Annotated in this window: 20 protein-coding genes; 12 read left to right on the top strand and 8 right to left on the bottom strand. The window is 59.3% G+C overall.

Annotated elements, in window-relative coordinates; translation table 11 throughout:
- Positions 1–4 precede the first annotated feature (4 nt).
- The gene (locus ACPF7Z_RS00820) at positions 5–487 is read left to right on the top strand and encodes a GNAT family N-acetyltransferase (protein WP_425191254.1); all 483 of its coding nucleotides are present in this window, start codon (positions 5–7) and stop codon (positions 485–487) included.
- A 16-nt stretch (positions 488–503) separates the two neighbouring features.
- On the opposite strand, the gene nadC is transcribed toward ACPF7Z_RS00820, so the two are convergent.
- The gene (gene nadC / locus ACPF7Z_RS00815; RefSeq protein ID WP_425191253.1) at positions 504–1,358 is read right to left on the bottom strand and encodes a carboxylating nicotinate-nucleotide diphosphorylase; all 855 of its coding nucleotides are present in this window, start codon (positions 1,356–1,358) and stop codon (positions 504–506) included.
- 307 nt (positions 1,359–1,665) lie between these two features.
- Between nadC and ampD the strand changes: the two genes are divergently transcribed.
- The 7 genes from ampD to ACPF7Z_RS00780 all read left to right on the top strand — a co-directional run bounded on the left by ampD (position 1,666) and on the right by ACPF7Z_RS00780 (position 10,720).
- Positions 1,666–2,268 (top strand): 1,6-anhydro-N-acetylmuramyl-L-alanine amidase AmpD, encoded by a 603-nt coding sequence (gene ampD / locus ACPF7Z_RS00810; RefSeq protein ID WP_425191252.1) that lies wholly within the window; start codon positions 1,666–1,668, stop codon positions 2,266–2,268.
- Between the two features lie 260 nt (positions 2,269–2,528).
- Positions 2,529–5,213, top strand: a complete 2,685-nt coding sequence (gene aceE, locus ACPF7Z_RS00805; RefSeq protein ID WP_425191251.1) for a pyruvate dehydrogenase (acetyl-transferring), homodimeric type — start codon at positions 2,529–2,531, stop codon at positions 5,211–5,213.
- A 110-nt stretch (positions 5,214–5,323) separates the two neighbouring features.
- On the top strand, positions 5,324–7,402 hold the full coding sequence (gene aceF / locus ACPF7Z_RS00800; protein WP_425191250.1) for a pyruvate dehydrogenase complex dihydrolipoyllysine-residue acetyltransferase: 2,079 nt from the start codon (positions 5,324–5,326) through the stop codon (positions 7,400–7,402).
- Between the two features lie 243 nt (positions 7,403–7,645).
- A complete protein-coding gene (gene adk, locus ACPF7Z_RS00795; protein ID WP_425191249.1) occupies positions 7,646–8,302 on the top strand; it encodes an adenylate kinase in 657 nt (218 codons plus the stop codon).
- Positions 8,303–8,425: 123 nt separating this feature from the next.
- Complete coding sequence (tsaB, locus tag ACPF7Z_RS00790; protein WP_425191248.1) at positions 8,426–9,112, top strand: tRNA (adenosine(37)-N6)-threonylcarbamoyltransferase complex dimerization subunit type 1 TsaB; 687 nt, start codon at positions 8,426–8,428, stop codon at positions 9,110–9,112.
- Positions 9,113–9,146: 34 nt separating this feature from the next.
- Positions 9,147–9,962, top strand: coding sequence for an undecaprenyl-diphosphate phosphatase (locus ACPF7Z_RS00785; RefSeq protein WP_425191247.1), 816 nt, complete (start codon positions 9,147–9,149; stop codon positions 9,960–9,962).
- On the top strand, positions 9,959–10,720 hold the full coding sequence (locus ACPF7Z_RS00780; protein ID WP_425191246.1) for a class I SAM-dependent methyltransferase: 762 nt from the start codon (positions 9,959–9,961) through the stop codon (positions 10,718–10,720). Before ACPF7Z_RS00785 ends, ACPF7Z_RS00780 begins: the two co-directional genes overlap by 4 nt.
- 25 nt (positions 10,721–10,745) lie before the next feature.
- Here ACPF7Z_RS00780 and plsB read toward each other — a convergent pair whose 3' ends face one another.
- The gene (plsB, locus tag ACPF7Z_RS00775; RefSeq protein WP_425191245.1) at positions 10,746–13,226 is read right to left on the bottom strand and encodes a glycerol-3-phosphate 1-O-acyltransferase PlsB; all 2,481 of its coding nucleotides are present in this window, start codon (positions 13,224–13,226) and stop codon (positions 10,746–10,748) included.
- 112 nt (positions 13,227–13,338) lie between these two features.
- Between plsB and ACPF7Z_RS00770 the strand changes: the two genes are divergently transcribed.
- On the top strand, positions 13,339–14,496 hold the full coding sequence (locus tag ACPF7Z_RS00770) for a phospholipase D-like domain-containing protein (RefSeq protein WP_425191244.1): 1,158 nt from the start codon (positions 13,339–13,341) through the stop codon (positions 14,494–14,496).
- A 10-nt stretch (positions 14,497–14,506) separates the two neighbouring features.
- On the opposite strand, the gene ACPF7Z_RS00765 is transcribed toward ACPF7Z_RS00770, so the two are convergent.
- Entirely contained in the window at positions 14,507–15,154 is a 648-nt protein-coding gene (locus ACPF7Z_RS00765; RefSeq protein ID WP_425191243.1) for a YecA family protein, read from the bottom strand.
- 67 nt (positions 15,155–15,221) lie between these two features.
- Between ACPF7Z_RS00765 and ACPF7Z_RS00760 the strand changes: the two genes are divergently transcribed.
- From ACPF7Z_RS00760 to ACPF7Z_RS00750, 3 genes are all read left to right on the top strand, one after another.
- Positions 15,222–15,761 carry a SprT-like domain-containing protein gene (locus ACPF7Z_RS00760; RefSeq protein WP_425191242.1) on the top strand — a complete coding sequence of 180 codons (540 nt, stop codon included), beginning with the start codon at positions 15,222–15,224 and terminating at the stop codon, positions 15,759–15,761.
- 192 nt (positions 15,762–15,953) lie between these two features.
- Positions 15,954–17,903: an acetate--CoA ligase gene (gene acs, locus ACPF7Z_RS00755; RefSeq protein ID WP_425191241.1), complete on the top strand. Its 1,950-nt coding sequence runs from the start codon at positions 15,954–15,956 to the stop codon at positions 17,901–17,903.
- A 205-nt stretch (positions 17,904–18,108) separates the two neighbouring features.
- A complete protein-coding gene (locus ACPF7Z_RS00750; protein ID WP_425191240.1) occupies positions 18,109–18,771 on the top strand; it encodes a response regulator in 663 nt (220 codons plus the stop codon).
- A 16-nt stretch (positions 18,772–18,787) separates the two neighbouring features.
- Here ACPF7Z_RS00750 and mntR read toward each other — a convergent pair whose 3' ends face one another.
- The 5 genes from mntR to ACPF7Z_RS00725 all read right to left on the bottom strand — a co-directional run bounded on the left by mntR (position 18,788) and on the right by ACPF7Z_RS00725 (position 22,943).
- Positions 18,788–19,204 (bottom strand): manganese-binding transcriptional regulator MntR, encoded by a 417-nt coding sequence (gene mntR, locus ACPF7Z_RS00745; protein ID WP_425191239.1) that lies wholly within the window; start codon positions 19,202–19,204, stop codon positions 18,788–18,790.
- 73 nt (positions 19,205–19,277) lie between these two features.
- Complete coding sequence (locus ACPF7Z_RS00740) at positions 19,278–20,132, bottom strand: metal ABC transporter permease (protein ID WP_425191238.1); 855 nt, start codon at positions 20,130–20,132, stop codon at positions 19,278–19,280.
- Positions 20,129–21,025, bottom strand: coding sequence for a metal ABC transporter permease (locus ACPF7Z_RS00735; RefSeq protein ID WP_425191237.1), 897 nt, complete (start codon positions 21,023–21,025; stop codon positions 20,129–20,131). Before ACPF7Z_RS00735 ends, ACPF7Z_RS00740 begins: the two co-directional genes overlap by 4 nt.
- Entirely contained in the window at positions 21,022–22,005 is a 984-nt protein-coding gene (locus ACPF7Z_RS00730; protein WP_425191236.1) for a manganese/iron ABC transporter ATP-binding protein, read from the bottom strand. The genes ACPF7Z_RS00735 and ACPF7Z_RS00730 overlap by 4 nt, the downstream gene beginning before the upstream one ends.
- A gap of 20 nt (positions 22,006–22,025) precedes the next feature.
- On the bottom strand, positions 22,026–22,943 hold the full coding sequence (locus ACPF7Z_RS00725) for a metal ABC transporter substrate-binding protein (protein ID WP_425191235.1): 918 nt from the start codon (positions 22,941–22,943) through the stop codon (positions 22,026–22,028).
- Positions 22,944–22,953 lie beyond the last annotated feature (10 nt).

Here is a 22,953-nt window from a genome sequence, read left to right as displayed (position 1 = left end):
TATCATGCTCGAGCGGATGGTCTATCGTGCTGCCGTTCCGAAGGATGCGGCGGACCAGGGTGAGGTATTTTATCACGCTGTGATGCAAGGGGCTGCAGGCTGCTATACACAGGCCCAGCGGGAAGCATGGGTCTCGGCATTGCCTCGGGAGGCCAGCGCCTGGGCCGCGCGCCAGATGCTCTATCCGACGCTCGTGGCGGTGTGCGATCGGCGCTGTGTCGGTTTCGTCGAACTCGATCTGGAGGGAGCGCGCATCGAAACGCTTTATGTCTGGCCCTCCTTGGCCCGGCGCGGCATCGGCTCGCGTCTGCTCGACTATGCGGAAGTCGCGATGCGCGAAGAGGGCGTCACGAGATTGCGCATCGAAGCCAGCCTGGTAGTGAGCCCAGGCCTTGAAAAACGAGGTTGGCGGCCTCTTGGCGAAGAGTGGGTCGAACGCCAGGGTCAGCGCCTGACCCGGGTACGGCTGGAGAAAACGCTAACCTGAGGCTCAAAGGGAGCGGCTAGCGGGAATCGACTTGAGTCACCCGCATCGACAAATCGATGGCCTTGACGTCCTTGGTCAGTGCTCCGATCGAGATGCAATCCACGCCGGTGGCGGCAATGGCCTCCAAGGTCGTCTCGCTCACATTGCCCGACGCCTCAAGGGTGGCCCGCTTGGCGGTAATGCTCACCGCCTGGCGTAAATCTTCCAGCGAGAAGTTGTCGAGCATCACGATATCGGCCTGGGCCTCGAGGGCCTGATCCAGTTCACCGAGATTTTCTACCTCCACCTCCACCGGCAGATCCCGCGCGATGTTGCGCGCTTCCTTGACCGCGGCGGCAATGCTGCCGCAGGCAGCGATATGGTTCTCCTTGATCAGGAAGGCGTCGTACAAGCCAATGCGATGATTATAGCCACCACCGCAGGTGACGGCGTATTTCTGTGCCAGACGCAGCCCGGGTAGCGTCTTGCGCGTATCCAGCAATCGTACGCCACTGGCGGCGAGGCACTGAAGGTAGTGACGAGCCCGGGTTGCGGTGCCCGATAGCGTCTGCAGCAGATTGAGGGCGGCGCGCTCGCCGGTCAGCAGGCTGCGTGCCGGACCCTCCAGTTCCAGAAAGACCTGGTCGGTGCTGATCGCATCGCCATCCGCGGCATGCCAGGTCAGCTTGACCCGCTGATCGAGACGGCGAAACAGTTCATCGACCCAGGCGACCCCGCAAAGTACTGCGTCCTCTCGGGAAATGACCTGAGCCGTCGCCCACTGGCGTTCGGGAATCAGCTGCGCGGTGATATCGCCAGGGCCGACATCCTCCGCCAACAGGCGCGCGGCACTGATGCGAATATCTTCGGCGAGGGCTTCATGGTAGTGCATGGCATATCCTCGTGTATGAAAAACACCAAATAAATGCCTGCGTGTCTCAATCACGGCGCTATGACCGCCTCCCGTGGCGGCCACCCTCTGGGCCAGCCTAACGGCTGTTCAAATTCGTTCCTGACGAATTTGTGCGCGGTGTTGGTACGCCAGCCCGGTCAGAATCCTCATTGACTAAAGTAAACTCCGGTTCCTGCGCTCCGGGCGCCTTGTGCTTGAACCACTCGGCGATTTCTTCAGCGTTTCCTATGCGACAATGGCCCCTAGTATAAAGAAAGCCACCAGAATTCGTCAGGGGAGTCCCATCATGAGGATCGAGGCGCACTGGTTACAGGACGTAAGACATATAGCGTCGCCTAACTTCAATGATCGACCCGATCACGAGATTTCGGTGCTGGTTCTGCACTCCATCAGCCTGCCGCCGGGGCACTTCGGGGGGGATGCCATCGAACATCTGTTCACCAATTCCCTTGATCTTTCGGCGCATACCTACTTTGCTAACCTCGAGGGTTTAAAAGTTTCGGCACATCTATTGATTCGTCGAGATGGTGAATTGGTGCAATTCGTGCCCTTCGACAAGCGTGCATGGCATGCGGGGCGATCACGATGGCGAGACGGTCATCGGTCGCGCAGCGGACTCAACGACTTCAGCATCGGCGTAGAGTTGGAGGGCGACGAAATTCATTCCTACAGTGAGGAACAGTATCGGAGTCTGAGCCGGGTGATCCATGCTTTGATGAGTACCTATCCGGCCATCACGCGAGCACGTATCACCGGTCATGCGCGGATCGCACCGCTGCGTAAGAGTGATCCTGGCCCCGCTTTCGACTGGCAATATCTGCATCAGTGTCTTAAACAGTTACAAGCATTTTGTAGTGTCACTACAGGAATTCTGGAGGATGGTAAGTGAGCGATGGGAATTCGCAAGCTCTTAATGTTGCTATGCAATAATTTTTGTGGAAATAATTTTCATGGTGGTTTCAATTGGCAGCGACGCGGGTTTACGGTATCTTCCTGACCCATATCCATATTTATGGTGTGCATTTGTAAATAAATTACATGGTGTTTTCGAAGCGCTTGGCAGCAGGCGTCAAATCATGAGTTTTACTGGTCCTTTTCGGCACCGCGAAGGGCAAGATCGACATCACATCGTCATTCGGAGAGACATCTATGAGTCTGGAGGCAAGAGAGGATTTCGATCCGATCGAAACCACGGAATGGTTGGATTCCCTGGAGTCGGTACTGGATCACGAAGGCGAGGAACGTGCCCAGTACCTGATGAGCCGGCTGGCCGACCGAATGCGTCGCGACGGCGTGAAAGTACCCTTCTCGGTGACGACTCCACATCGCAACAGTATTCCGGTGCATCGCGAGGCGCGGCTGCCCGGAGACATGTTCATGGAGCGGCGCATTCGTTCGCTGATTCGTTGGAACATGGCGGCCCAGGTTATTCGCAGCAACAAGAAGCATCCTGGGCTGGGCGGCCACCTGGCCAGCTACATGTCCAGCGCGACTCTTTACGAAGTAGGTTTCAACCACTTTTTCCGTGCCCCCCACGGCGACTTCAAAGGCGATCTGATCTATATCCAGGGTCATAGCTCTCCAGGTATCTATGCGCGTTCCTTTCTGGAAGGCCGTCTCACCCAGGAGCAGATGGACAAGTTCAGGCAGGAAGTCGACGGTGATGGCTTGTCTTCATACCCCCATCCCTGGCTGATGCCGGATTATTGGCAATTCCCCACCGTTTCCATGGGTCTCGGGCCGATCATGGCTATCTATCAGGCTCACGTCATGAAGTATCTGAACGCACGCGACCTGAAACCGATGCAGAATCGCAAGGTTTGGGCCTTCCTGGGTGACGGCGAGTGTGACGAACCGGAATCTCTGGGTGCTCTGCACCTGGCGAGCCGCGAAAAGCTCGACAACCTGATCTTCGTCGTCAACTGCAACCTGCAGCGCCTCGACGGCCCGGTTCGCGGTAACTCTCGGATCATGGACGAGCTCGAAGGAATCTTCCGTGGCGCCGGCTGGAATGTCATCAAGGTGGTCTGGGGGCGTCTCTGGGACCCCTTGTTCGAACAGGACAAGAAGGGCGTGCTGCAAAAGCTGATGGACGAAACCGTCGATGGCGAGTACCAGAACTGCAAGGCCCAGGGCGGCGCCTATACTCGCGAGAATTTCTTCGGTAAGTATCCCGAGACCAAGGCCATGGTCGACGACCTGAGCGATGAGGATATCTGGAAGCTCAATCGCGGCGGTCACGATCCCCACAAGGTCTATGCGGCCTATCACGAGGCATTCAACAATGCCAACGGTCGTCCCACCGTGGTGCTGGCCCACACCGTAAAAGGCTATGGCATGGGCGGCGGCTCCGGCGAAGCCGACATGGAAGCCCACCAGATCAAGTCGATGGATACCGAGGCGCTGAAGAAATTCCGCGATCGTTTCAGTATCCCGATCACCGATGAGCAGCTTGATAGCGGGGAGATGCCGTATTACAAGCCGGCGGACGACGCCCCGGAAATCAAGTACATGCACATGCGCCGCGAAGAGTTGGGTGGCTATCTGCCGGCCCGCCAGAGCGATTTCGAGGCCATCGAGATCCCCGGGCTCGACGACAAGATGTTCGCCACTCAGACCAAGGGCTCCGGGGATCGAGAAGTTTCCACCACCATGTCCTTCGTGCGCATTCTGAACGGCCTGGTCAAGAACAAGACCTTCGGCAAGCAGGTCGTGCCCATCATCCCCGATGAAGCGCGTACCTTTGGCATGGAAGGCATGTTCCGCCAGCTCGGCATCTACACCGCCGAAGGCCAGAAGTACGAACCGATGGATGCTGGCCAGATCATGTACTACCGCGAGGACAAGGCCGGTCAGATACTCGAGGAAGGCATCACCGAAGCGGGGGCCATGTCCGCCTGGATCGCTGCGGCGACCTCTTATGCCAATCATCATCTGCCGCTGCTGCCGTTCTACATCTACTATTCGATGTTCGGCTTCCAGCGTATCGGCGATCTGGCCTGGGCCGCCGGCGACATGCAGGCGAGGGGGTTCATGATGGGCGGCACCGCTGGGCGTACGCCGCTCAATGGTGAGGGGCTGCAGCACCAGGATGGCCATAGCCATATTCTGGCGTCGACCATTCCCAACTGCCGCAGCTACGACCCGACCTACGGTCACGAGGTGGCGGTGATTGTCCAGGATGGCCTGAAGAGGATGTATCAGGACAAGGAGAACTGTTTCTACTACATCACCTTGATGAATGAGAATTACCAGCATCCCGAGATGCAGGAGGGGACCGAACAGGACATCATCAAGGGCATGTACCTGCTGCGCGAAGTGGCGGGCAAGAAAGGCAAGGGTCACGTACAGCTGATGGGTAGCGGTGTCATTCTCCGCGAGGTCGAAGCCGCGGCAGAAATACTCAAGGAAGAGTATGGCGTCGGTTCCGATATCTGGAGCGTGACCAGCTTCAATGAGCTGCGCCGTGAGGCCCTGGAAGTCGATCGTCAGGCCTTCCTCAAGCCCGAAGACGAGCCGGGTAAGCCGCACATTACGCGGTGCCTGGAAGGGCGCAAGGGACCAGCCATTGCCTCCACGGATTACATGAAACTGTTTTCCGATCAGGTTCGTGCCTGGGTGCCCACCGATTATCACGTGCTCGGTACCGATGGCTATGGCCGCTCCGATACTCGCGAGAAGCTACGTTACTTCTTCGAAGTCGATCGCTATTTCATTACCGTGGCGGCACTCAAGGCACTGGCCGAGCGTGGCGAGATCGAGCGCAAGGTCGTGGCGGATGCTCTCAAGAAGTATGGCATCGACCCCAACAAGCCCAACCCGTTGGTTTCGTGAGGGGCGAGTGATCGCCCTGGCCGGACGGGCTACGCTGGAAGACAAGGTGGTCCGACCGTCCCGCACAGGAGTTGCACTAACGGTGAGCACGATTAGAAAGGAGCGCGACCTTGAGTAGCGAAATCATCAAAGTTCCCGATATCGGCGACAGCTCCGATGTCGAAATCATCGAGATTGCGGTGTCCGAAGGCGATGTCATCGAGCCCGAGGACACCATGATCACCCTGGAATCCGACAAGGCCAGCATGGACGTACCGGCGCCCAAGGGGGGCAAGGTCGTCAAGGTGCTGGTCAAGGAGGGCGATACCGTCTCCGAAGGTGACGATATCCTCGAGCTCGAAGTTGAAGGCGGGGGTGATGCCGACACCGAGCAAGCGGAAGAAAAGAGCGATGAAGAATCCTCTGGTGAGCCGGATGTCGAGCAGGAACCCAAGGCAGACGATAAGCCATCCAAGAAGCAAAAGTCCTCTGCTGGTGGCAAACGCACCGTCGAGGTCAAGGTACCGGATATCGGCGACAGCACCGACGTGGAGATCATCGAGATTGCGGTGGCCGAAGGGGACGAGATCAGCGAGGAAGATCCGCTGATCACCCTGGAATCCGACAAGGCCTCCATGGATGTGCCCAGCCCCTATAGCGGTAAGCTGGTGTCCCTGGCGATCAAGGAAGGCGACAAGGTCTCGGAAGGCGACGTCATCGGTACCATGGAAATCGCCGATGACGGTGCCGAAGGCGATGAAGAGGATGCCGAGGAAGAGACCCAGGAGTCGTCAGCAGACAGTGGTGATGATTCTTCCGCAGGGGATGACGCCGAACAGGACGAAGAAGAAGCCGACGGTGAGCCGGAGCGCAAGGAGATTCGGGTGCCGGATCTCAGCGGCAGCGAGAACGTGCCCATCATCGAAATGGCGGCCGCCGAGGGCGATGAGATCGATAAGGAAGATCCGCTGATCACCCTGGAGTCCGATAAGGCCTCCATGGACGTGCCCAGCCCCTACAAGGGCAAGCTCGTCGAGCTGTCGGTCAAGGAAGGTGACACGGTCTCCGAGGGCGATCTGATCGGCTACATGGAAGTGGCCTCCGAGGGCAAGAAAGCCAAGCCCAAGCAGGACAAGCCGAAAAAAGCCGAGCAGTCCGAGCAGAAAACAGCCAAATCAGAGAAATCATCTGGGCAACCACAGAAGACCGACGAGAAACCCAAGCAGACGCAGTCCTCTTCTCCCAGCCCCGAAGCGCAAATGGCCGACTACAAGCCGCGGGAGGGCAAATTGGTCCATGCGGGGCCGGCGGTGCGCATGCTGGCGCGGGAGCTAGGTGTCGATCTGGCCAAGGTCAAGCCCAGTGGTCCCAAGGAGCGAGTGCTCAAGGAAGACGTTCACGCCTATGTCAAGCAGGTGATGAAGGGCCAAGGCGAGGCGCCGACAGCCGGTGCGGCGGCATCCACCGGCAGCGCGGGTATTCCGCCGATTCCTGCGGTGGACTTCAGTCAATTCGGCGAAGTCGAAGAACAGCCGATGGGACGCCTGCTCAAGCTTGGTGCCGACAATCTGCACCGCAGTTGGCTGAACGTGCCCCATGTGACACAGTTCGACAAGGCCGATATCACTGAGCTTGAAGCCTTCCGCAAGTCGATGAAGGCCGAAGCGGAAGCTCAGGGCGCCAAGCTCACGCCACTGCCGTTTTTGATCAAGGCCTGCGCGTTTGCTCTGCGCCAATATCCACAGTTCAATGTCAGCCTGCACCCGGATGGCGACAAGCTGATCTGGAAGAAGTATGTGCATATCGGGGTGGCCGTGGATACACCGAACGGTCTGATGGTGCCGGTCATCCGTGATGCGGACAAGAAGTCGCTGATCGACCTGGCCAAGGAGTCCGTGGAGCTGGCCAAGAAGGCGCAGTCCAAGAAGCTCAAGCGTGAGGAGATGCAGGGTGGTTGCTTCACGATCTCCAGTCTGGGCTCGATCGGCGGTAATGCGTTTACGCCGATCGTCAACGCACCGGAGGTAGCCATCCTGGGTGTTTCCAAATCCCAGATGGAGCCGGTATGGAATGGGCAGGAGTTCAGCCCGCGCCTGATGATGCCGCTGTGCCTGTCCTACGATCACCGGGCGGTCAATGGTGCCGACGCGGCGCGTTTCACCGCATTGCTCGGCCAGCTACTGAGCGACATTCGACGCCTGCTGCTCTAAGCGTCGGCGATGACCGACCAAGGCGGCCCTTGAGGCCGCCTTTTTTGATGACAGTGTCCGACTTCCCGCTATCCTGGCCAGACCAAAGTGTTAATGGCAGATACGAGGCTGAGCGCTACAGTAGGTAACATAGGCTGCCCTGCGACGATAGTGCGCTTGTCTGGCCGTTTGGCTCCGAGTATCGTCGGATTCAATGTTACTTTGGTAACAATTCAAGACTCGAAAACCCAAGGAGCAGCACTGATGCGTTTGATTCTGTTAGGGCCCCCCGGCGCCGGGAAGGGCACCCAGGCCCAGTTCATCTGCGAACATTTCGGTATTCCTCAGATTTCCACCGGGGACATGCTGCGTGCTGCAGTCAAGGAAGGCAGCGAGTTGGGTCGCAAGGTCAAGGAGATCATGACCAGTGGTGGGCTGGTGTCCGACGACATCATCATTGCGCTGGTCAAGGAACGTATCAGCGAACCCGATTGCGCCAATGGGTTCCTGTTCGATGGCTTCCCTCGCACGATCCCGCAGGCCGATGCCATGAAGGAAGCTCAGGTCAAGCTCGATCATGTATTGGAAATTGCCGTCGATGACGAGGAGATCGTCAAGCGCCTGGCAGGCCGCCGGGTTCATCCGAATTCGGGGCGGGTCTATCACGTTGAGTACAGTCCCGCCAAGGAAGATGGCAAGGACGATGTCACCGGCGAAGCCCTGATCCAGCGGGATGATGATCGCGAATCGACGGTGCGCAATCGTCTGGCGGTCTATCATGAACAGACCAAGCCCCTGGTCGATTACTATCGCGACTGGGCGCAGCAGGAACCCGCGACGGCGCCTGCGTATCATCGTGTCGAAGGAACCGGCAGCGTCGATACCATCCGCAACAAGATCCTCGAAGCGCTGCAGGACTAATATTCACACGGACAGCAGATTGGTCCAGGGGGATGCCCCGGGCCAGCCTGTTTGAAGGTGCGGGTTTTGCCATGTCGACGCTAGTCGTATAATGCGCGCTCAATTTCTCGACGGTGAACGCACATGGCGACGCTGCTGGCTCTTGATGCTTCCTCGAGCGCTTGCTCCTGTGCAGTGTGGCGCGATGGAGAGGTGTTTTCCCGTTTTGCGCTGACACCGCGGGAACATACCCGTCGATTGATGCCGATGATCGATGACGTGCTGGCCGAGGCGCAGCTATCCCACAACGATCTGGACGCGCTGGCCTATGGGCAGGGGCCGGGCTCCTTCACTGGCTTGCGTATTGCCGCCGGGGTGGCTCAAGGCCTGGCGTTTGCCCTGGAGCGGCCATTGATCGGGGTGTCGACGCTTGCAGCGTTGGCGCTCTCGGCCCACCGGCGCTATCACCTGCGCCACGTCATTTCCGCCCTTGATGCCCGCATGAACGAGATCTATGTGGCGGCCTACCATTGCCGCGATGATCACGTGACGCCGCTGATGGATGAGGCGGTGATGTCGCCTCAGTCGCTAGAACTGCCCGATGCGCCGCAGGATGTCGACTGGTGTGGTGTCGGCTCGGGATGGGCTTTGTGGGAATCCATGCCGACGCTGGTCAAGGCCGGGCTCAACCAGCGTTTTCCCGATCTGCAACCCGCCGCCGACGAGATGGTCAGGCTGGCGGCCAGGGCCTTTGATGCCGAGGAGGGTCGTCCGGCCCATGAGGTGATCCCTGTTTATCTACGGGATCAGGTGGCCTCCAAACGCGGCTGATGCCGTGCATGTTCAATTACCACAGGATTCATAGATGGATTGGCTACAGCTGGTGGCGCTGGCCCTGATTCAAGGCCTGACCGAATTTCTACCCATTTCTTCTTCGGCACACTTGATCCTGCCCTCCCAGATTCTGGGCTGGCCTGACCAGGGGCTGGCCTTCGATGTCGCCGTGCATGTCGGCACCCTGGCGGCAGTCATACTGGCCTTTCGCCGGGAGGTGATCGATATCCTCAAGGGCTGGTTCTGTCAGTTTGCCGGCTCCGGGACGTTGGCATCCCGCCAGACCCAATCCAGTCGCCTTGGGTGGATGGTATTGCTGGCGACGCTGCCCGCGGTGGTCGCCGGGGCACTGTTCAATGATCTGATCGAAACGTCGCTACGCTCCTCCCTGGTCATTGCCATCACCACCCTGGGTTTCGGTTTGCTGCTATGGTGGGCCGATGCACGAGGGGCTCGCAATCGCGACCTGCTCAGCCTGACTTTCAAGGCAGCACTCATCATCGGGCTGTTTCAGGCGCTGGCACTGATTCCTGGCACCTCGCGTTCGGGCATCACCATCACCGCGGCACTGATATTGGGATTCGATCGCCTGAGCTCGGCGCGCTTCTCGTTTCTGCTATCGATTCCGCTGATCCTTGCGGCAGGCACACTCAAGGGGATCGAGCTTGCCCAGGCGGGGAGCGACGCTGCCATTGATGACGTATTGATAGGGGCCGTCCTTTCCTTCGCTGCCGCGCTCGTATGCATCAAGCTGTTTCTTGCCGCCCTCGATCGCATCGGCATGTTGCCCTTCGTGATCTATCGTCTGATCCTGGGAACGATATTGCTGCTGCTCTGGGTGGCATGAACGCTGCCATCGTCGTGGTAGGTGAAGCGTTGCAGGATCTGGCCGAGCGATTAGGCCTGCCCTGGAGCGCAACGCCGCCGCGGGAGGGATTGGCGCTTATCGCGACGCAGCAGGGGTTGGCCCTCGCCGGAAATCCCGATGTGTATGGCAAACCGTTGGTGGTGGATTTCGTTTCCGGCAAGGTGGATCACCGGCGGCGGTTCGGCGGTGGGCGCGGTCAGCTGTTGGCCAAGGCCTGTGGGCTGAGCAAGGGCGTAACGCCGCACATCGTCGATGCCACCGCCGGGTTGGGGCGCGATGCCTTCGTACTGGCCAGCCTGGGGGCCGAGGTGCTGATGCTCGAGCGCTCGCCGGCGATCTTTGCGCTGCTCGAGGATGCCTTGCAGCGCGCCATGGACCACGACGAGGTTCAGATCATTGCTGCGCAGCTAAGGCTCGTTCGAGCCGATGCGACAAGTGAATTGGCCAGAGTGGTTTCCGAGGCGGACTTCGAACCACAGGTCGTTCACCTCGATCCGATGTTTCCTCACCGCAGCAAGTCCGCCCTGGTCAAGAAGGAGATGCGACTCTTTCGCGAGCTGGCCGGTGACGATGACGACGCGTCGCAGCTGCTCGAAGCCGCGCTGGCGGTGGCGACACATCGAGTGGTGGTCAAGCGTCCACGTCTGGCGCCGTCCATTGCCGGACCCAAGCCGGCGCATATCATCGAAGGCAAGACCAGTCGTTACGATCTGTATGTACACCGCGCACTCAAGTAAACGCTGAATAAATCCGCTCGTCGATTTATTCAGCGCTGCCTTTGGTGACGGCGAGGCCCTCATCGGGGCTCCGAGTGATCTGCTGTAGCCGATGTCGCAACGCCGGGTCGAAGAGTGTTCGGCGACGTTGCTGTGCGACTTCCAGGGCTTCGCTGAAACACAGTCGTTCCTGTTCCTGCCACAGCCAGCCCTGTTCCACGAGCACATCGAGCAGGCCCCGGAAAAGCGCAGGGTCGAAGAACTCCGGGGCGTTGAGCCCGGAGAGTAGCGCCAGGCGCTCGGCTAGTTGCCGACTGTGTTCCTCCAGGGATTCCCGGGTCAGGCTGCCGCTGGGATAACGCAGCAGCGTCGCCAGCAATAGATAGTCGCGCTCCAGTGCGGGCTGGATCAGGCGACCGAGGAGGTGCAAACGCTCGCTGTTCGCCTCGAAGCCGGGAGGGCGGCGCCACTTATCGCCCTGACGCTGCAGCAGGCCCTGCCGTGTCAGGATGCCGAGGGTCTCGTCGAGGGCGCTAGCAAAGTCCTTTGGTAGCGAGATGAACAGCTCACGACCGATCAGGGGCCAGGCCGGCGCTAGCAATTCGTGCAATGCAGAGCGCTCGAAACAGGCGTTGTTGCGGAAGGCAAACGCGACCAGGGCGGGTATGGCAAACAGATGCAATACGGTGTTGCGATACCAGGTCAGCAGCGTGGCTTGCTGCTGATTCGCAAGAACCAGCTCGCCCAGCGCATGTCCACGGCGTTCGACGAAGCCTAGCCACTCCGCTTCTTCGAGCCACTGATCCGGCTCTCCTGGGGGGAGATTGTAGTCGGTGCTCGGCTCCTGACGCCGGAGGTCGACCAGCAGTGCCATTTGTTCCTTCAGTAGCCGGGCTTCAATGACACGATGTGAGGTGGCGAGTATGACCAATGCCACCAGGTTGACCGCATTGAGCGTCGCCACGCGATTGATTCTCTCGCTCAAGCTGCGACCTAGCGCCGTGACGGCCTGGGTCAGCCAAGCTGGATGAGTCTCCTGCGATCGATGCCACTGGGGGACGTTGGTATTCAGAAAAGTGCCGAGCGTGAGTGGTTCCCCGATCGTCACCGACACTTGACCAAAGGGCTGACGCAACTGACCGAGCACTCGCAATAGATCGAACGGCGACTCCTTCTTCTTGTGTCCGCCGCGTAGCTCCTTGAGATAGCTGGCGCTTTCCAGAACCTTCTCGTAGCCGATATGGACCGGTACGAAGGTCAACTCCTGCCGGGTGTCGCGCAGATAGGAACGCAGGGTCATTGCCAGCATGCCGGGCTTGGGAGCGAGTTGGCGTCCACTACGGGAGCGACCGCCTTCGATGAAGTATTCCACCGGATGTCCCCGGGACAGCAGCCGGTGCAGATACTCGTTGAACACCGCCGAGTAGAGCCGGTTGCCCTTGAAACTGCGGCGCAGAAAGAAAGCGCCGCCGCGACGCAGTAGTGGCCCCACGAGCGGCATGTCCAGATTGCGCCCTGCCGCCACCTGCGGTGGCGACAACCCCTCGCGATAAAGCACATAGGAAAGCAGCAGGTAATCGATATGGCTGCGATGGCAGGGGACATAGATCAAGGTGTGATCGCCGGCGAGCGCCTTGGCGCGTTCGAGCCCTTGTACCCGCACGCCGGCATAGAGTTGATTCCACAGCCGATGCAGCAGTTGATCCATGAAACGCAGGACCGGATAGCTCATGTTGGAGGCGATCTCGTATCCGTAGCGTCGAGCACGTCGTTCCAGGCGGCGATGGGTGCGTGAACCGGGCTCGGCCTGAGCGGCGATGGCCTGTTGAATGGCTGGGCTAGTGACGACGCCCTGGATCAGGGTATGACGATGCGACAGATCCGGCCCCAGTACCCGCGTGCGGATACGCCGAAAATGTACCCGGAGCAGTCTCGAGACCTTGCGTCCCACTATTTCCGGTGGGCGGGCATCCATCAACTCGCGCAACAACAGCGGATGGCCGAGATAGAGTTCGACATTCTGGCCGTTGATAAGCACCGATAGCAGTCGCTTCAGACGCCCCGTAAACTGCCAGCTATCGGCGGCCAGCAGCTTCCACAAGCCAAAGGTCTTGCCCGGGGCGCGACCCCAGAACACGCTCACCGGCACCAGTTGCACCTCTTGCTCCTGGGGCGTGCAGGTCTCGAGCAGTCCGACCAGTTCGACGAAAGGCGTTCGACCTGGACGCTTGCCAAGGACCGAGCGCTGCCATAACCGGCGTTTCAACGGCGTCAAGGTGATACTGCTTGTCATGCTTTGTCCGCCCAGGTGCCAGCGTTTATCTGGCAGGGGCAGGTCGTGGTGGCGACAGAAGGTTTCCAGCAGGAGCATGTCTGTCAGCGCGGGCTGTGGCAGTACGTAGATGATCGGCGTGTCGTGGTCGAGTCCGAGCGCTTCAGGAGCGGGTTCCACCAGACGCAGCGTGACCCACCAGGCAAGCAGGCGTCGCAATGGGTAATGAACGAGAGAACGCAGAAAATTCAGCAAGACCGCCCCGGGCGACAGTGGAAATGGGGCGACAGTATAACCAGTTGACGCGATGTTCGAGGAATATCGTCTGGCAACCGCTCCGGGAGACGAAAGTTTGGTGAAGATGGCAATGCGCAACAAGAGAAGGCGTAGCGCCTGGCAGGGCGGTAACCGCTTCGAGCTGTTGCCCGGAAGCCGATGTTATCTGCCCGCCATGCAGTCTGCGGTCGACGGTGCGCGGGTCTCGATCATGCTCGAACTCTATCTGATGGAATCCGGGCGGCTGACGCAACGGGTGATCGATGCCTTGAGCCGGGCAGCGAGCCGTGGTGTCATCGTGCGGCTGATGCTCGATGGTTTCGGTGCCATGTACCTGAATCAACAGGATCGTCAGCGCCTGCGTGATGCCGGGGTGATACTACGCTTTTTCAATCCGCTCGCCTGGCGGGGGCTGAGCAAGAACCTGACGCGGGATCATCGCAAGTTGTTGGTGGTCGATGAGCGGATGGCCTTCACGGGTGGCTTTGGTGCCACGGATGAATTTCTCGAGGCCTGGTTCGAGATTGCGCTACGTATAGAAGGGCCGGTCGTGGAGGACTGGGTCGGATTGTTCCTGCGTCTGTGGAACTCCTCGCTCACCCGTGGCGATGCGGATAGTTGCCCGGCGCACTATAGGAGCGCTCACCCAGCTCGGCAGGAAGTAGTGAAGGCCTCACCCGAGGTTCAAGGCGGTATGCGCGGACGGGTGGTGTGGGGTCAGGGCTACCGTTATCAAGCCATCCGCTTTTCATTGCATCAGCAGGTGTCCAGGGCGCGTCACCGCATCTGGGTCTGTACACCCTATTTCGTGCCCACTCTGAGCCTACGGCGGCGCCTGGCTCGAGCGGCGCGGCGGGGTGTTGACGTGCGTTTGCTGCTGCCGGGCGAGAGCCATGACCATCCAGGAATACGCTATGCAGGACAGCGCTTCTATGGCCGACTGCTGCGCGCGGGTGTACGGATCTTCGAATATCAGCCGGCGTTCATCCATGCCAAGTTTTCCCTGGCGGATGAGTGGATCAGCGTGGGCTCCTGCAACTTCGATCATTGGAGCCTGCAATGGAATCTGGAGGCGAATCAGGAGGTCCAGGATGAAGCGTTCGCCGATCAGATCGCGACACTGTTCGAGCGGTGCTTTCTGCGCAGCCAGGAGATATTGCCGCAGCAGTGGGCACGTCGTCCCTGGTGGCAGCGTCTTCGTGAAGGCATCTTTGGCACCTTGGATGCCTGGGCCACCCGGCTTCGTTAGGATTGTAAGTTCAACGCCGCTGCCTGCCGTCCCTGCCAGCAGGACGCTTCTTGCGCGGGATGGGTTTGGGGGCCTCCGGGGGCACACGGAAATGCAGGTACAGATCGAGCACCAGTTCCGGCAGTTGTTGCACGAGGCGTTCCGCCTGAATGGAATCCTTGACGAGCTCGATCATGTCCGGTTCGTCGTCGAACAGGCCCGACAAGGCCATGAACGGCAATAACAAGGTCGCGGTACTTTCCTCATCACTCTGAAACCAGGCGCTTTCGTCGAGAAATACGCCCTCCATGAAGCCTGCGCACCAGTCACCGACAGGAGTGTTTCCCGGTGCGAGACCCTCCAGTTCAAGCTCGAAAGGCATCTCCGGCAGGTGACCGTGCTCGAGAGCATCGATAGCGTTGTGCTTGAGTCGCTCGAGCAGACCGAGGATCTCATCGCGTTCGGTATCGTTGCTGAAATCGGGCTCTCCGTGGAACAGCTCGCCGATCCAGGTCGCCGACGGGATGTCTCGGGGAGCTACCGCTAGAGCCACCAGGAAGCCGTGGGCGGAAATGATGTCCAGCGCATCGGCATCGACCCGCTCGGAGTCGAGAAAATCGTCGAGACGTTCCAATTCATCATCGTCGAGCAGAGGCTGAAGGGAGGGGGACTCTTGCATGTTGTTTCCCGGAAAAGAGAATATGCGCGGTGAACGCTTTCATCGATGACGGCATCTTAGCATTTCAATGAATTCTCCATCACTTCCTATTCCGAGCGCCTCCGAGCTGGCAGTGCTCGATCAGTCTGCGTTGCATGTGCGGCTACACCAGCGTGTGGAGGCTGCCTGGCAGCTTGCCCAGGACGTCTATCCGGCGCTGCCACGTCCGGAGGTATGGCTGGATCTGCGCGGCAAGTGCGCGGGTCAGGCGCATTTCGGCCGTGGAGGACTACGCTTCAACCCAGTGTTATTGGCGGAAAATCGCCTGGCCTACTTTGTCGACGTCATTCCCCACGAAATGGCGCATTGGCTGGTCCGCCATCTCGAAGGTGGCGAGCGGATGCGGCCTCATGGTCGTGAATGGCGCAGCGTGATGCGCCGTTTGTATGGACTCGAACCGCGAGCGACCCATTGCTTCGATACGCGTTCGGCCAGCCCGGCCCCCTTTCGCTACGAATGCGGCTGTCGAAGCCACTACTTCAGCGAGCGTCGACATAGCCTGGCTAATGCCGGCAAGCATTACGTTTGTCGTCAATGCCGACAAAGGCTGACCTTGAACACGGAGTAGATCATCGAAATATATTTCAAAATGTTGAATTTAAAGAATAAAAAGTTTCTACGAAGGTCTAATAGGGACCCATGCCCCGACTGGGTATATGCTGAAAGGACATTGTAAGCGTCGACTCGGACTTCGGGTTGGCTCATGCACATCCCAAGGTACCCATATCAGGGTATCCAGTTAAGTGACAGAGGCCTCGACATGACTGAACAGCAGAAAGTCTATCCCGTGCGCAAGGAGTTTGCCGCCAACGCCTGGGCCGACAAGGAAACGTATCAGCGCATGTACCAACAGTCGGTGGAGGACCCTGAGACGTTCTGGGGTGAACAGGCAAAGGGACTGGAGTGGTTCAAGGCACCGACCAAGATCAAGCACACCACCTTCGATACCCACAATGTCGACATTCGCTGGTTCGAGGATGGCGAGCTCAATGTCAGTACCAATTGTCTCGATCGTCATCTGGAAAAGCGCGGTGATCAGCCTGCCATCATCTGGGAAGGCGACGATCCCAACGAGAGCAAGACACTGACCTATCGCCAGTTGCATGAGCAGACCTGTCAGCTGGCCAATGCCTTCAAGGCGCTCGGCGTGGGCAAGGGCGATGTCGTGACCCTGTACATGCCGATGATTCCTGAGGCGGCCATGGCGATGCTCGCGTGCGCGCGCATCGGGGCGATCCATTCGGTGGTGTTTGGGGGGTTCTCCCCGGATGCCTTGGCACAGCGCGTGGTCGACGCCGAGTCGAGGCTGGTCATCACTGCCGACGAATCGGTGCGCGGCGGCAAGCGAGTACCCCTCAAGGACAATGTCGATGCGGCACTGACCCGAGACGGCACCGATGTGGTCAAGAACGTGCTGGTGGTCAAGCGCACCGGCGGCGATATCGAGTGGCACGATAGCCGTGATGTCTGGTATCACGAGCAGGTCGATCAGCAATCCACCGAGTGTGCGGCGGAGTCGATGAACGCGGAAGACCCATTGTTCATCCTGTATACCTCGGGTTCGACAGGAACGCCGAAAGGCCTCAAGCACACGACCGCCGGTTATCTGCTGCAGGCTGCCATGACCCATCAGTATGTCTTCGATTATCAGGAGGGTGAGGTCTACTGGTGCAGTGCCGATGTGGGCTGGGTCACCGGTCATAGCTATATCGTCTATGGGCCATTGGCCAATGGCGCCACGACGCTGATGTTCGAGGGGGTTCCAAGCTATCCGTCTCACGGTCGTCTTGGAGAGATCATCGACAAGCACAAGGTGGCGATTCTTTACACCTCTCCGACTGCCATTCGGGCGTTGATGGCCCACGGTGACAAAATCATGGATTCGAGCAAACGCGACAGCCTGCGGGTGCTCGGCTCCGTGGGCGAACCCATCAATCCGGAGGCCTGGGAATGGTTTTCTCGGGTGATCGGCAATTCCAAATGTCCGATCGTCGATACCTGGTGGCAGACCGAGACCGGCGGCATCATGATTTCGCCCTTGCCAGGGGCCATTGATCTCAAGCCCGGTTCCGCAACGCTACCCTTCTTCGGTGTTCAGCCGGCCCTGGTGAGTAACGAAGGTGAGATTCTCGAAGGCGCTACCGATGGCAATCTGGTGATCCTCGACTCCTGGCCGGGGCAGGCGCGTTCCATCTGGAAGAACCACGAACGTTTTGTTCAGACCTATTTCTCTGCCTATGCCGGCATGTACTTCACCGGGGATGGTTGCCGCCGGGACGAGGACGGCTACTACTGGATCACCGGGCGCGTCGATGACGTCATCAACGTCTCCGGTCATCGCATGGGGACCGCCGAGATCGAATCTTCGCTGGTCGCACACAAGGCCGTGGCGGAGGCGGCGGTAGTCGGTTATCCGCACGATCTCAAGGGCCAGGGGATCTACATTTATGTCACCCTGGGGGATGACTATGAGCCCAGTGAAGAGCTCAAGAAGGAGCTCGTACAATGGGTGCGCAAGGATATCGGCCCCATCGCCTCGCCGGATGTCATTCAATGGTCCCCGAGTCTGCCCAAGACCCGCTCTGGCAAGATCATGCGTCGTATTCTGCGCAAGATTGCGGCCAACGAGACCGATGGGCTCGGCGATACCAGTACCCTGGCGGATCCGAGTGTGGTCGATGATCTGATCGAGAATCGCGTCAACCGTTGAACGTGTCGTTCATCTTACGCATCGCTCTTATAGACCGGCTCCCAAGAGCCGGTTTTTTCATAGGTGTTCATCATGTTCATCCGTGAAGCACAGTACTTGGGAATCGGCCCCGGCATGGGGTAACATGGTGTAAGAGAATCGTGAACACCGTTGGCGTCGTGGCAAATGGCGCATTATTCCAGTGCAAGGACCCGGAGAAGACTCAATGGCCTTTGCCCAGAAATTCATAGTCGCCGATGACCACCCGTTGTTTCGCGCGGCGTTGACGCAAGCCTTGCGCCAGGTTGCGTCTCAGGCAGAAATTGTTGAAGCGGATACCATGGAGGCGACCACCGAAGTAGTGACGCGCCATCCAGATGCGGATCTGATCCTGCTGGATCTTCACATGCCGGGTGCTCATGGTTTTTCGGGCTTGATTCAACTGCGTGGCCAGACGCCGGATATTCCCGTCGCGGTGGTGTCGGGTAGTGATGAGCCTCATGTGGTTCGCCGCGCTATCGATTATGGCGCGTCCGGCTTTATTCCCAAGTCATCGTCTCTTGCGGTCATCGCTCAAGCCGTGGGTGAAATCCTTGATGGGGAGATCTGGCTGCCCGAAGCACTGGCCGCCACTCTGGGGGAGTCAAGCGCGGAAGAGACGCGTTTTGCCGAAGCGATCGCCTCGCTCACACCCCAGCAGTTCCGGGTGCTCAACATGCTTACCGAAGGCTTGCTCAACAAGCAGATTGCCTATGAGCTGAATGTCTCGGAAGCCACCATCAAGGCACACGTGACCGCCATCCTGCGTAAGCTGGGAGTGCATTCTCGTACTCAGGCCGTGATTGCCGCCCAGAAGCTCGAGGTCGAGCCGCCCAAGGTCGAATCTTGAAAGGTACCCGGCGACGTCACGAAATTTGCTGTTTCAGGAATCGTTGCATGGCCGTGACGGTTTCGGGACTGCAATGATGCTCTATTCCTTCGGCATCAGGACGAGCCACATCCTCGGGGACGCCTAGCTTCAGCAGCGTTCTGAGTACGATGTCATGCCGTATCGCCACCCGCTGGGCCAATTGCTCTCCCGGTTCAGTCAAGAAAATACCGCGGTAGGGTCGGGCCATCGCTAGCCCGTCGCGTTTCAGCCGGGTGACGACTTTCGATACCGCCGCTACGCTAACACCAAAGCGTTCTGCAAGATCACTGGCGCGAGCCTCGCCATGAGTGGCGTGCAAGTGAGCGATTTCCTCGACATAGTCTTCCACCAGTTCGGTCTGGTGATCTTGGCGTACGCGTTTGAAGTGCTCGTGCTTGGGAATGGCGTTCATTCAGGGCTCGTTCAGTCACCGGCGAAAATGCAAAATAACACGTAAGCGTTGAGAGCGATAATCAATGCTTGGATCAAGCCAACTGACGTTCGGTGAGTCGCCGTGAACGCCTGCGGGTGACACTCGACCGGTAGACGAATGCCAGGATGAACATTCCGGTCAGGATCAGCACGATGGTTGGCGCGGGGGCGCTGTCGAGGAAGAAGCACGCATAGGTACCCACCAGCATCGAGATCGCGCAGACAGCGACCGACACGATCAACATGGGGGCGAAGCTGCGCACGACAAGAAACGCGATGGCACCCGGCGTCACCAGAAGCGCCACGGCGAGAATCAGGCCAACCGAGCTCAGAGTGGCCACGATGGTTAGCGACAGGCTCGCCAACAGCCCATAGTGCAGGAGTCTGGTGTTCAGTCCCACGGCCTGGGCCTGGGCCGGATCGAAGGCCTGCAGGAGCAAGTCCTTCCACTTCACGATCAGCAGGCCCGAGACGACAACCGCGATCAACCCGGAGGTCCAGAGATCCTGACGGCCGACCCCCAGCATGTTGCCGAACAGGACGTGGTCGAGATGCTCGTTGGTGTGGATCGAGGTGTACATGACGATTCCCAGACCGAACATGCCGGAAAACACCACCCCCATTACCGTGTCCTGCTTGACCCGGCTGTTGTGCGATAGGTAGCCCGTCGCGAGCGCGCAGGTCATACCGGCGGCGAAGGCGCCGATGATCAACGGTAGCCCAAGTATCCAGGCCAGCACGATGCCGGGAAGCGTCGCATGACTGACCGCATCGCCCATCAGCGCCCAGCCTTTCAAGACCAGGAAGCAGGACAACAGCGCCGTGGGCGGCGCCACCCACAGCGCGATCCAGAACGCGTTCTGCATGAACGGAAATTGAAAGGGCAGAAGCAGGGTGTCCAGAGTCATTGATGAGTCTCTTTGGCAGGAGTCGGCTCGTAGATGCTAGGCCGCTCCAGGGCCTTGGCCGCCTTGCGCCTCGTCGCGAGCAATCCATGCTTCGGCGCAAAGACGAACGCGGTGAGGAAGATGAGTGTCTGCAGCATGACGATGATGCCGCCTGTCGCGCCATCGAGGAAATAGCTCGCGTAGGCGCCGACGAAGCTGGTCAGGGTGCCGATCAGCACCGATAGCATGATGAGCCGAGGAAACCGATCGCACAGAAGATAGGCCGTGGCGCCCGGCGTCACGACCATCGCAATGACGAGGAAGGCCCCCACGGTGATCATCGCTGCAACGATGGCCGCCGATAGAAGGGCGAAGAAGACAACCCGCAGCACCTCGGGCCGTAAGCCGATGGAACGGGCATGGTTCTCGTCGAAAAAGACGACCATCAGATCCTTCCACTTGGCCAGAAGGACCGCTAGCGAGACGATACCGATGATCGCTAACTGCAGGGTATCTTCCGGCGTGATCGCCAGGATATTGCCCATGATGATCGTCTGGATGCTGACCGCCATCGGGCTAAGCGAGACCATGAACAGGCCCAGCCCGAAGAACGATGTGAAGATGATCCCGATGATGACATCGATCTTGAGTCCCGAGCGCTCCGACAGAAACAGCATCGCACCGGCGGCAAGCCCACCCGCGATGAAGGCGCCAAGGGCAAAGGGTAGGCCGAAGATATAGGCCCCCGCGACCCCCGGTACCACCGAGTGGGACAGCGCGTCACCGATCAACGACCAACCCTTGAGCATGAGATAGGACGAAAGAAAGGCGCAGACCCCACCGACGAGGGCGGACACCCACATGGCGTTGGTCATATAGCCATAGGCGAACGGCTCGAGCAGGATGTCGATCATGGCTTGCCCGCCTCGTCGTTTTCATCCGGGAGGTGATCCTGCTTGGTCTTGTTCGAGGTCGTATTGGGTGTGATGTCCAATGTTGGCTCCGCAACGCTCCCGGTATCGTTGCGCTCGCCGTATTGCACGAAAGGGCGTTCATCGTCGGTGATGATGCGAACTTCACGCGGATCGTCGTCGTCGTGCAGGTCGGCGCCGCCGAGGGTGATATGGCGCAGGACGCCGCCAAAGGCGAGCACGAGGTTGTCGCGGGTAAATGTGGTTTCGGTCGGGCCATAGGCCAGAACCGTGCCTTTGACCAGAACGGTCCGATCGCAGAATTCCGACACGGACCCGAGATTGTGGGTCGAGACCAGCATCACATGGCCTTCCGCGCGAAGCTCGCGAAGTAGTGACACGATCTGATCTTCCGTCTTCACATCGACGCCGGTAAAAGGCTCATCGAGCAGGATCACGCGTCCTTCCTGCGCCAGGGCGCGAGCCAAGAAAACGCGCTTGCGCTGACCGCCGGAAAGCTCGCCGATCTGACGATGACGGTAATCGCTCATGTTCACGCGCTCAAGCGCCTGGTCGACGGCGACATGATCCGCGCGGCGCGGTCGGCGCAGAAAACCCATGTGGCCGTAGCGGCCCATCATCACGACGTCCTCGACCAGCACGGGGAATGCCCAATCGACTTCTTCGGATTGTGGTACGTAGGCCACGAGATTCTCGCGCAAGGCGTCTTTCACGCTGCGGTCGAGCAATCGGATTTCGCCTCTCGCGATCGGCAAGAACCCCATGATCGCCTTGAACAGCGTCGACTTGCCCGCGCCATTGACACCGACCAGGGCCGTGATGGTGCCGCGTGGAATCTCGAAGCTCGCGTTATGCAGTGCGGTATGCCCGTTTCGATAGGTGACCGTCACGTCACGAACCAGAACGCCATTGCCGATGTCTTCGGGTTTTGTCCGCTTTTGCGTCAGCGTCGATGCGTTCAACAGCGGATCTCCTGTTGCGGCTACTGTTGCTTCAGGTTTTTCGTCAGTCCATCTGCCACCGTCTGCGAGGTGACACGAAGCAGATCGAGATACGTCGGCACCGGGCCATCCGACTTGCTGAGACTGTCCACATAAAGGACGCCGCCATAGGCGGCCCCGGTCTCGCGCGCGACCTGCTCGGCAGGCGACGTATTGACGGTGCTTTCACAGAACACCACGGGGATATCGTTGTCCCTCACTCCGTCGATGACACTGCGCACCTGCTGCGGCGTGCCGACCTGGTCCGCGTTCATCGGCCAGAGATAGAGTTCCTTCATACCGAAATCGCGAGCCAGATAGCTGAAGGCACCCTCGCAGGTGACGAGCCAACGCTTGTCCTCGGCAATCTGAGCGATCCGATCGCGCACTGGTTCGATCGTGTCACGGATTTCACCCTTGTACGTCTTGGCATTGGCCCTATAGGCATCGGCATTGCCTGGGTCGTACTTGGAAAACGCCGCGGCGATGTTATCGACATAGACCATGGCATTGTCGAGCCCCATCCACGCATGCGGGTTGGCCTGGCCCTCATAAGCGCCTTCAGTGATCGAAATCGGATCGATCCCCTCGGTCAACGTCACCGATGGTATGTCGCCGAGGTTGGCGAGAAACTGCTCGAACCAGAGTTCAAGATTCAGCCCGTTCCAAAGGATCAGGTTGGCGTCGCTGGCGCGCACGATGTCTTGTGGCGTCGGCTCGTAGCCGTGAATCTCGGCGCCGGGTTTGGTGATCGACACCACCTCCGCATGATCCCCCGCCACGTTCTGCGCCATCTCGGCCAGCACGGTGAAGGTCGTTACCACCTTCAGCTTCTTGTCCGCTGCGGTAGCGGTCCCCGTCATTGCACTCAAAAGCACGACGAGTAGTGCAGATACGATCTTCAATCGCCCGATCGGCATCTTTTATCCT

Origin of the sequence: Halomonas sp. GXIMD04776, assembly GCF_049808615.1 — a bacterium.
Taxonomy (GTDB): Bacteria; Pseudomonadota; Gammaproteobacteria; order Pseudomonadales; family Halomonadaceae; genus Modicisalibacter.
Note: the sequence above shows the minus strand (reverse complement) of the source record. Positions and strands in the feature narration are given on the sequence as shown.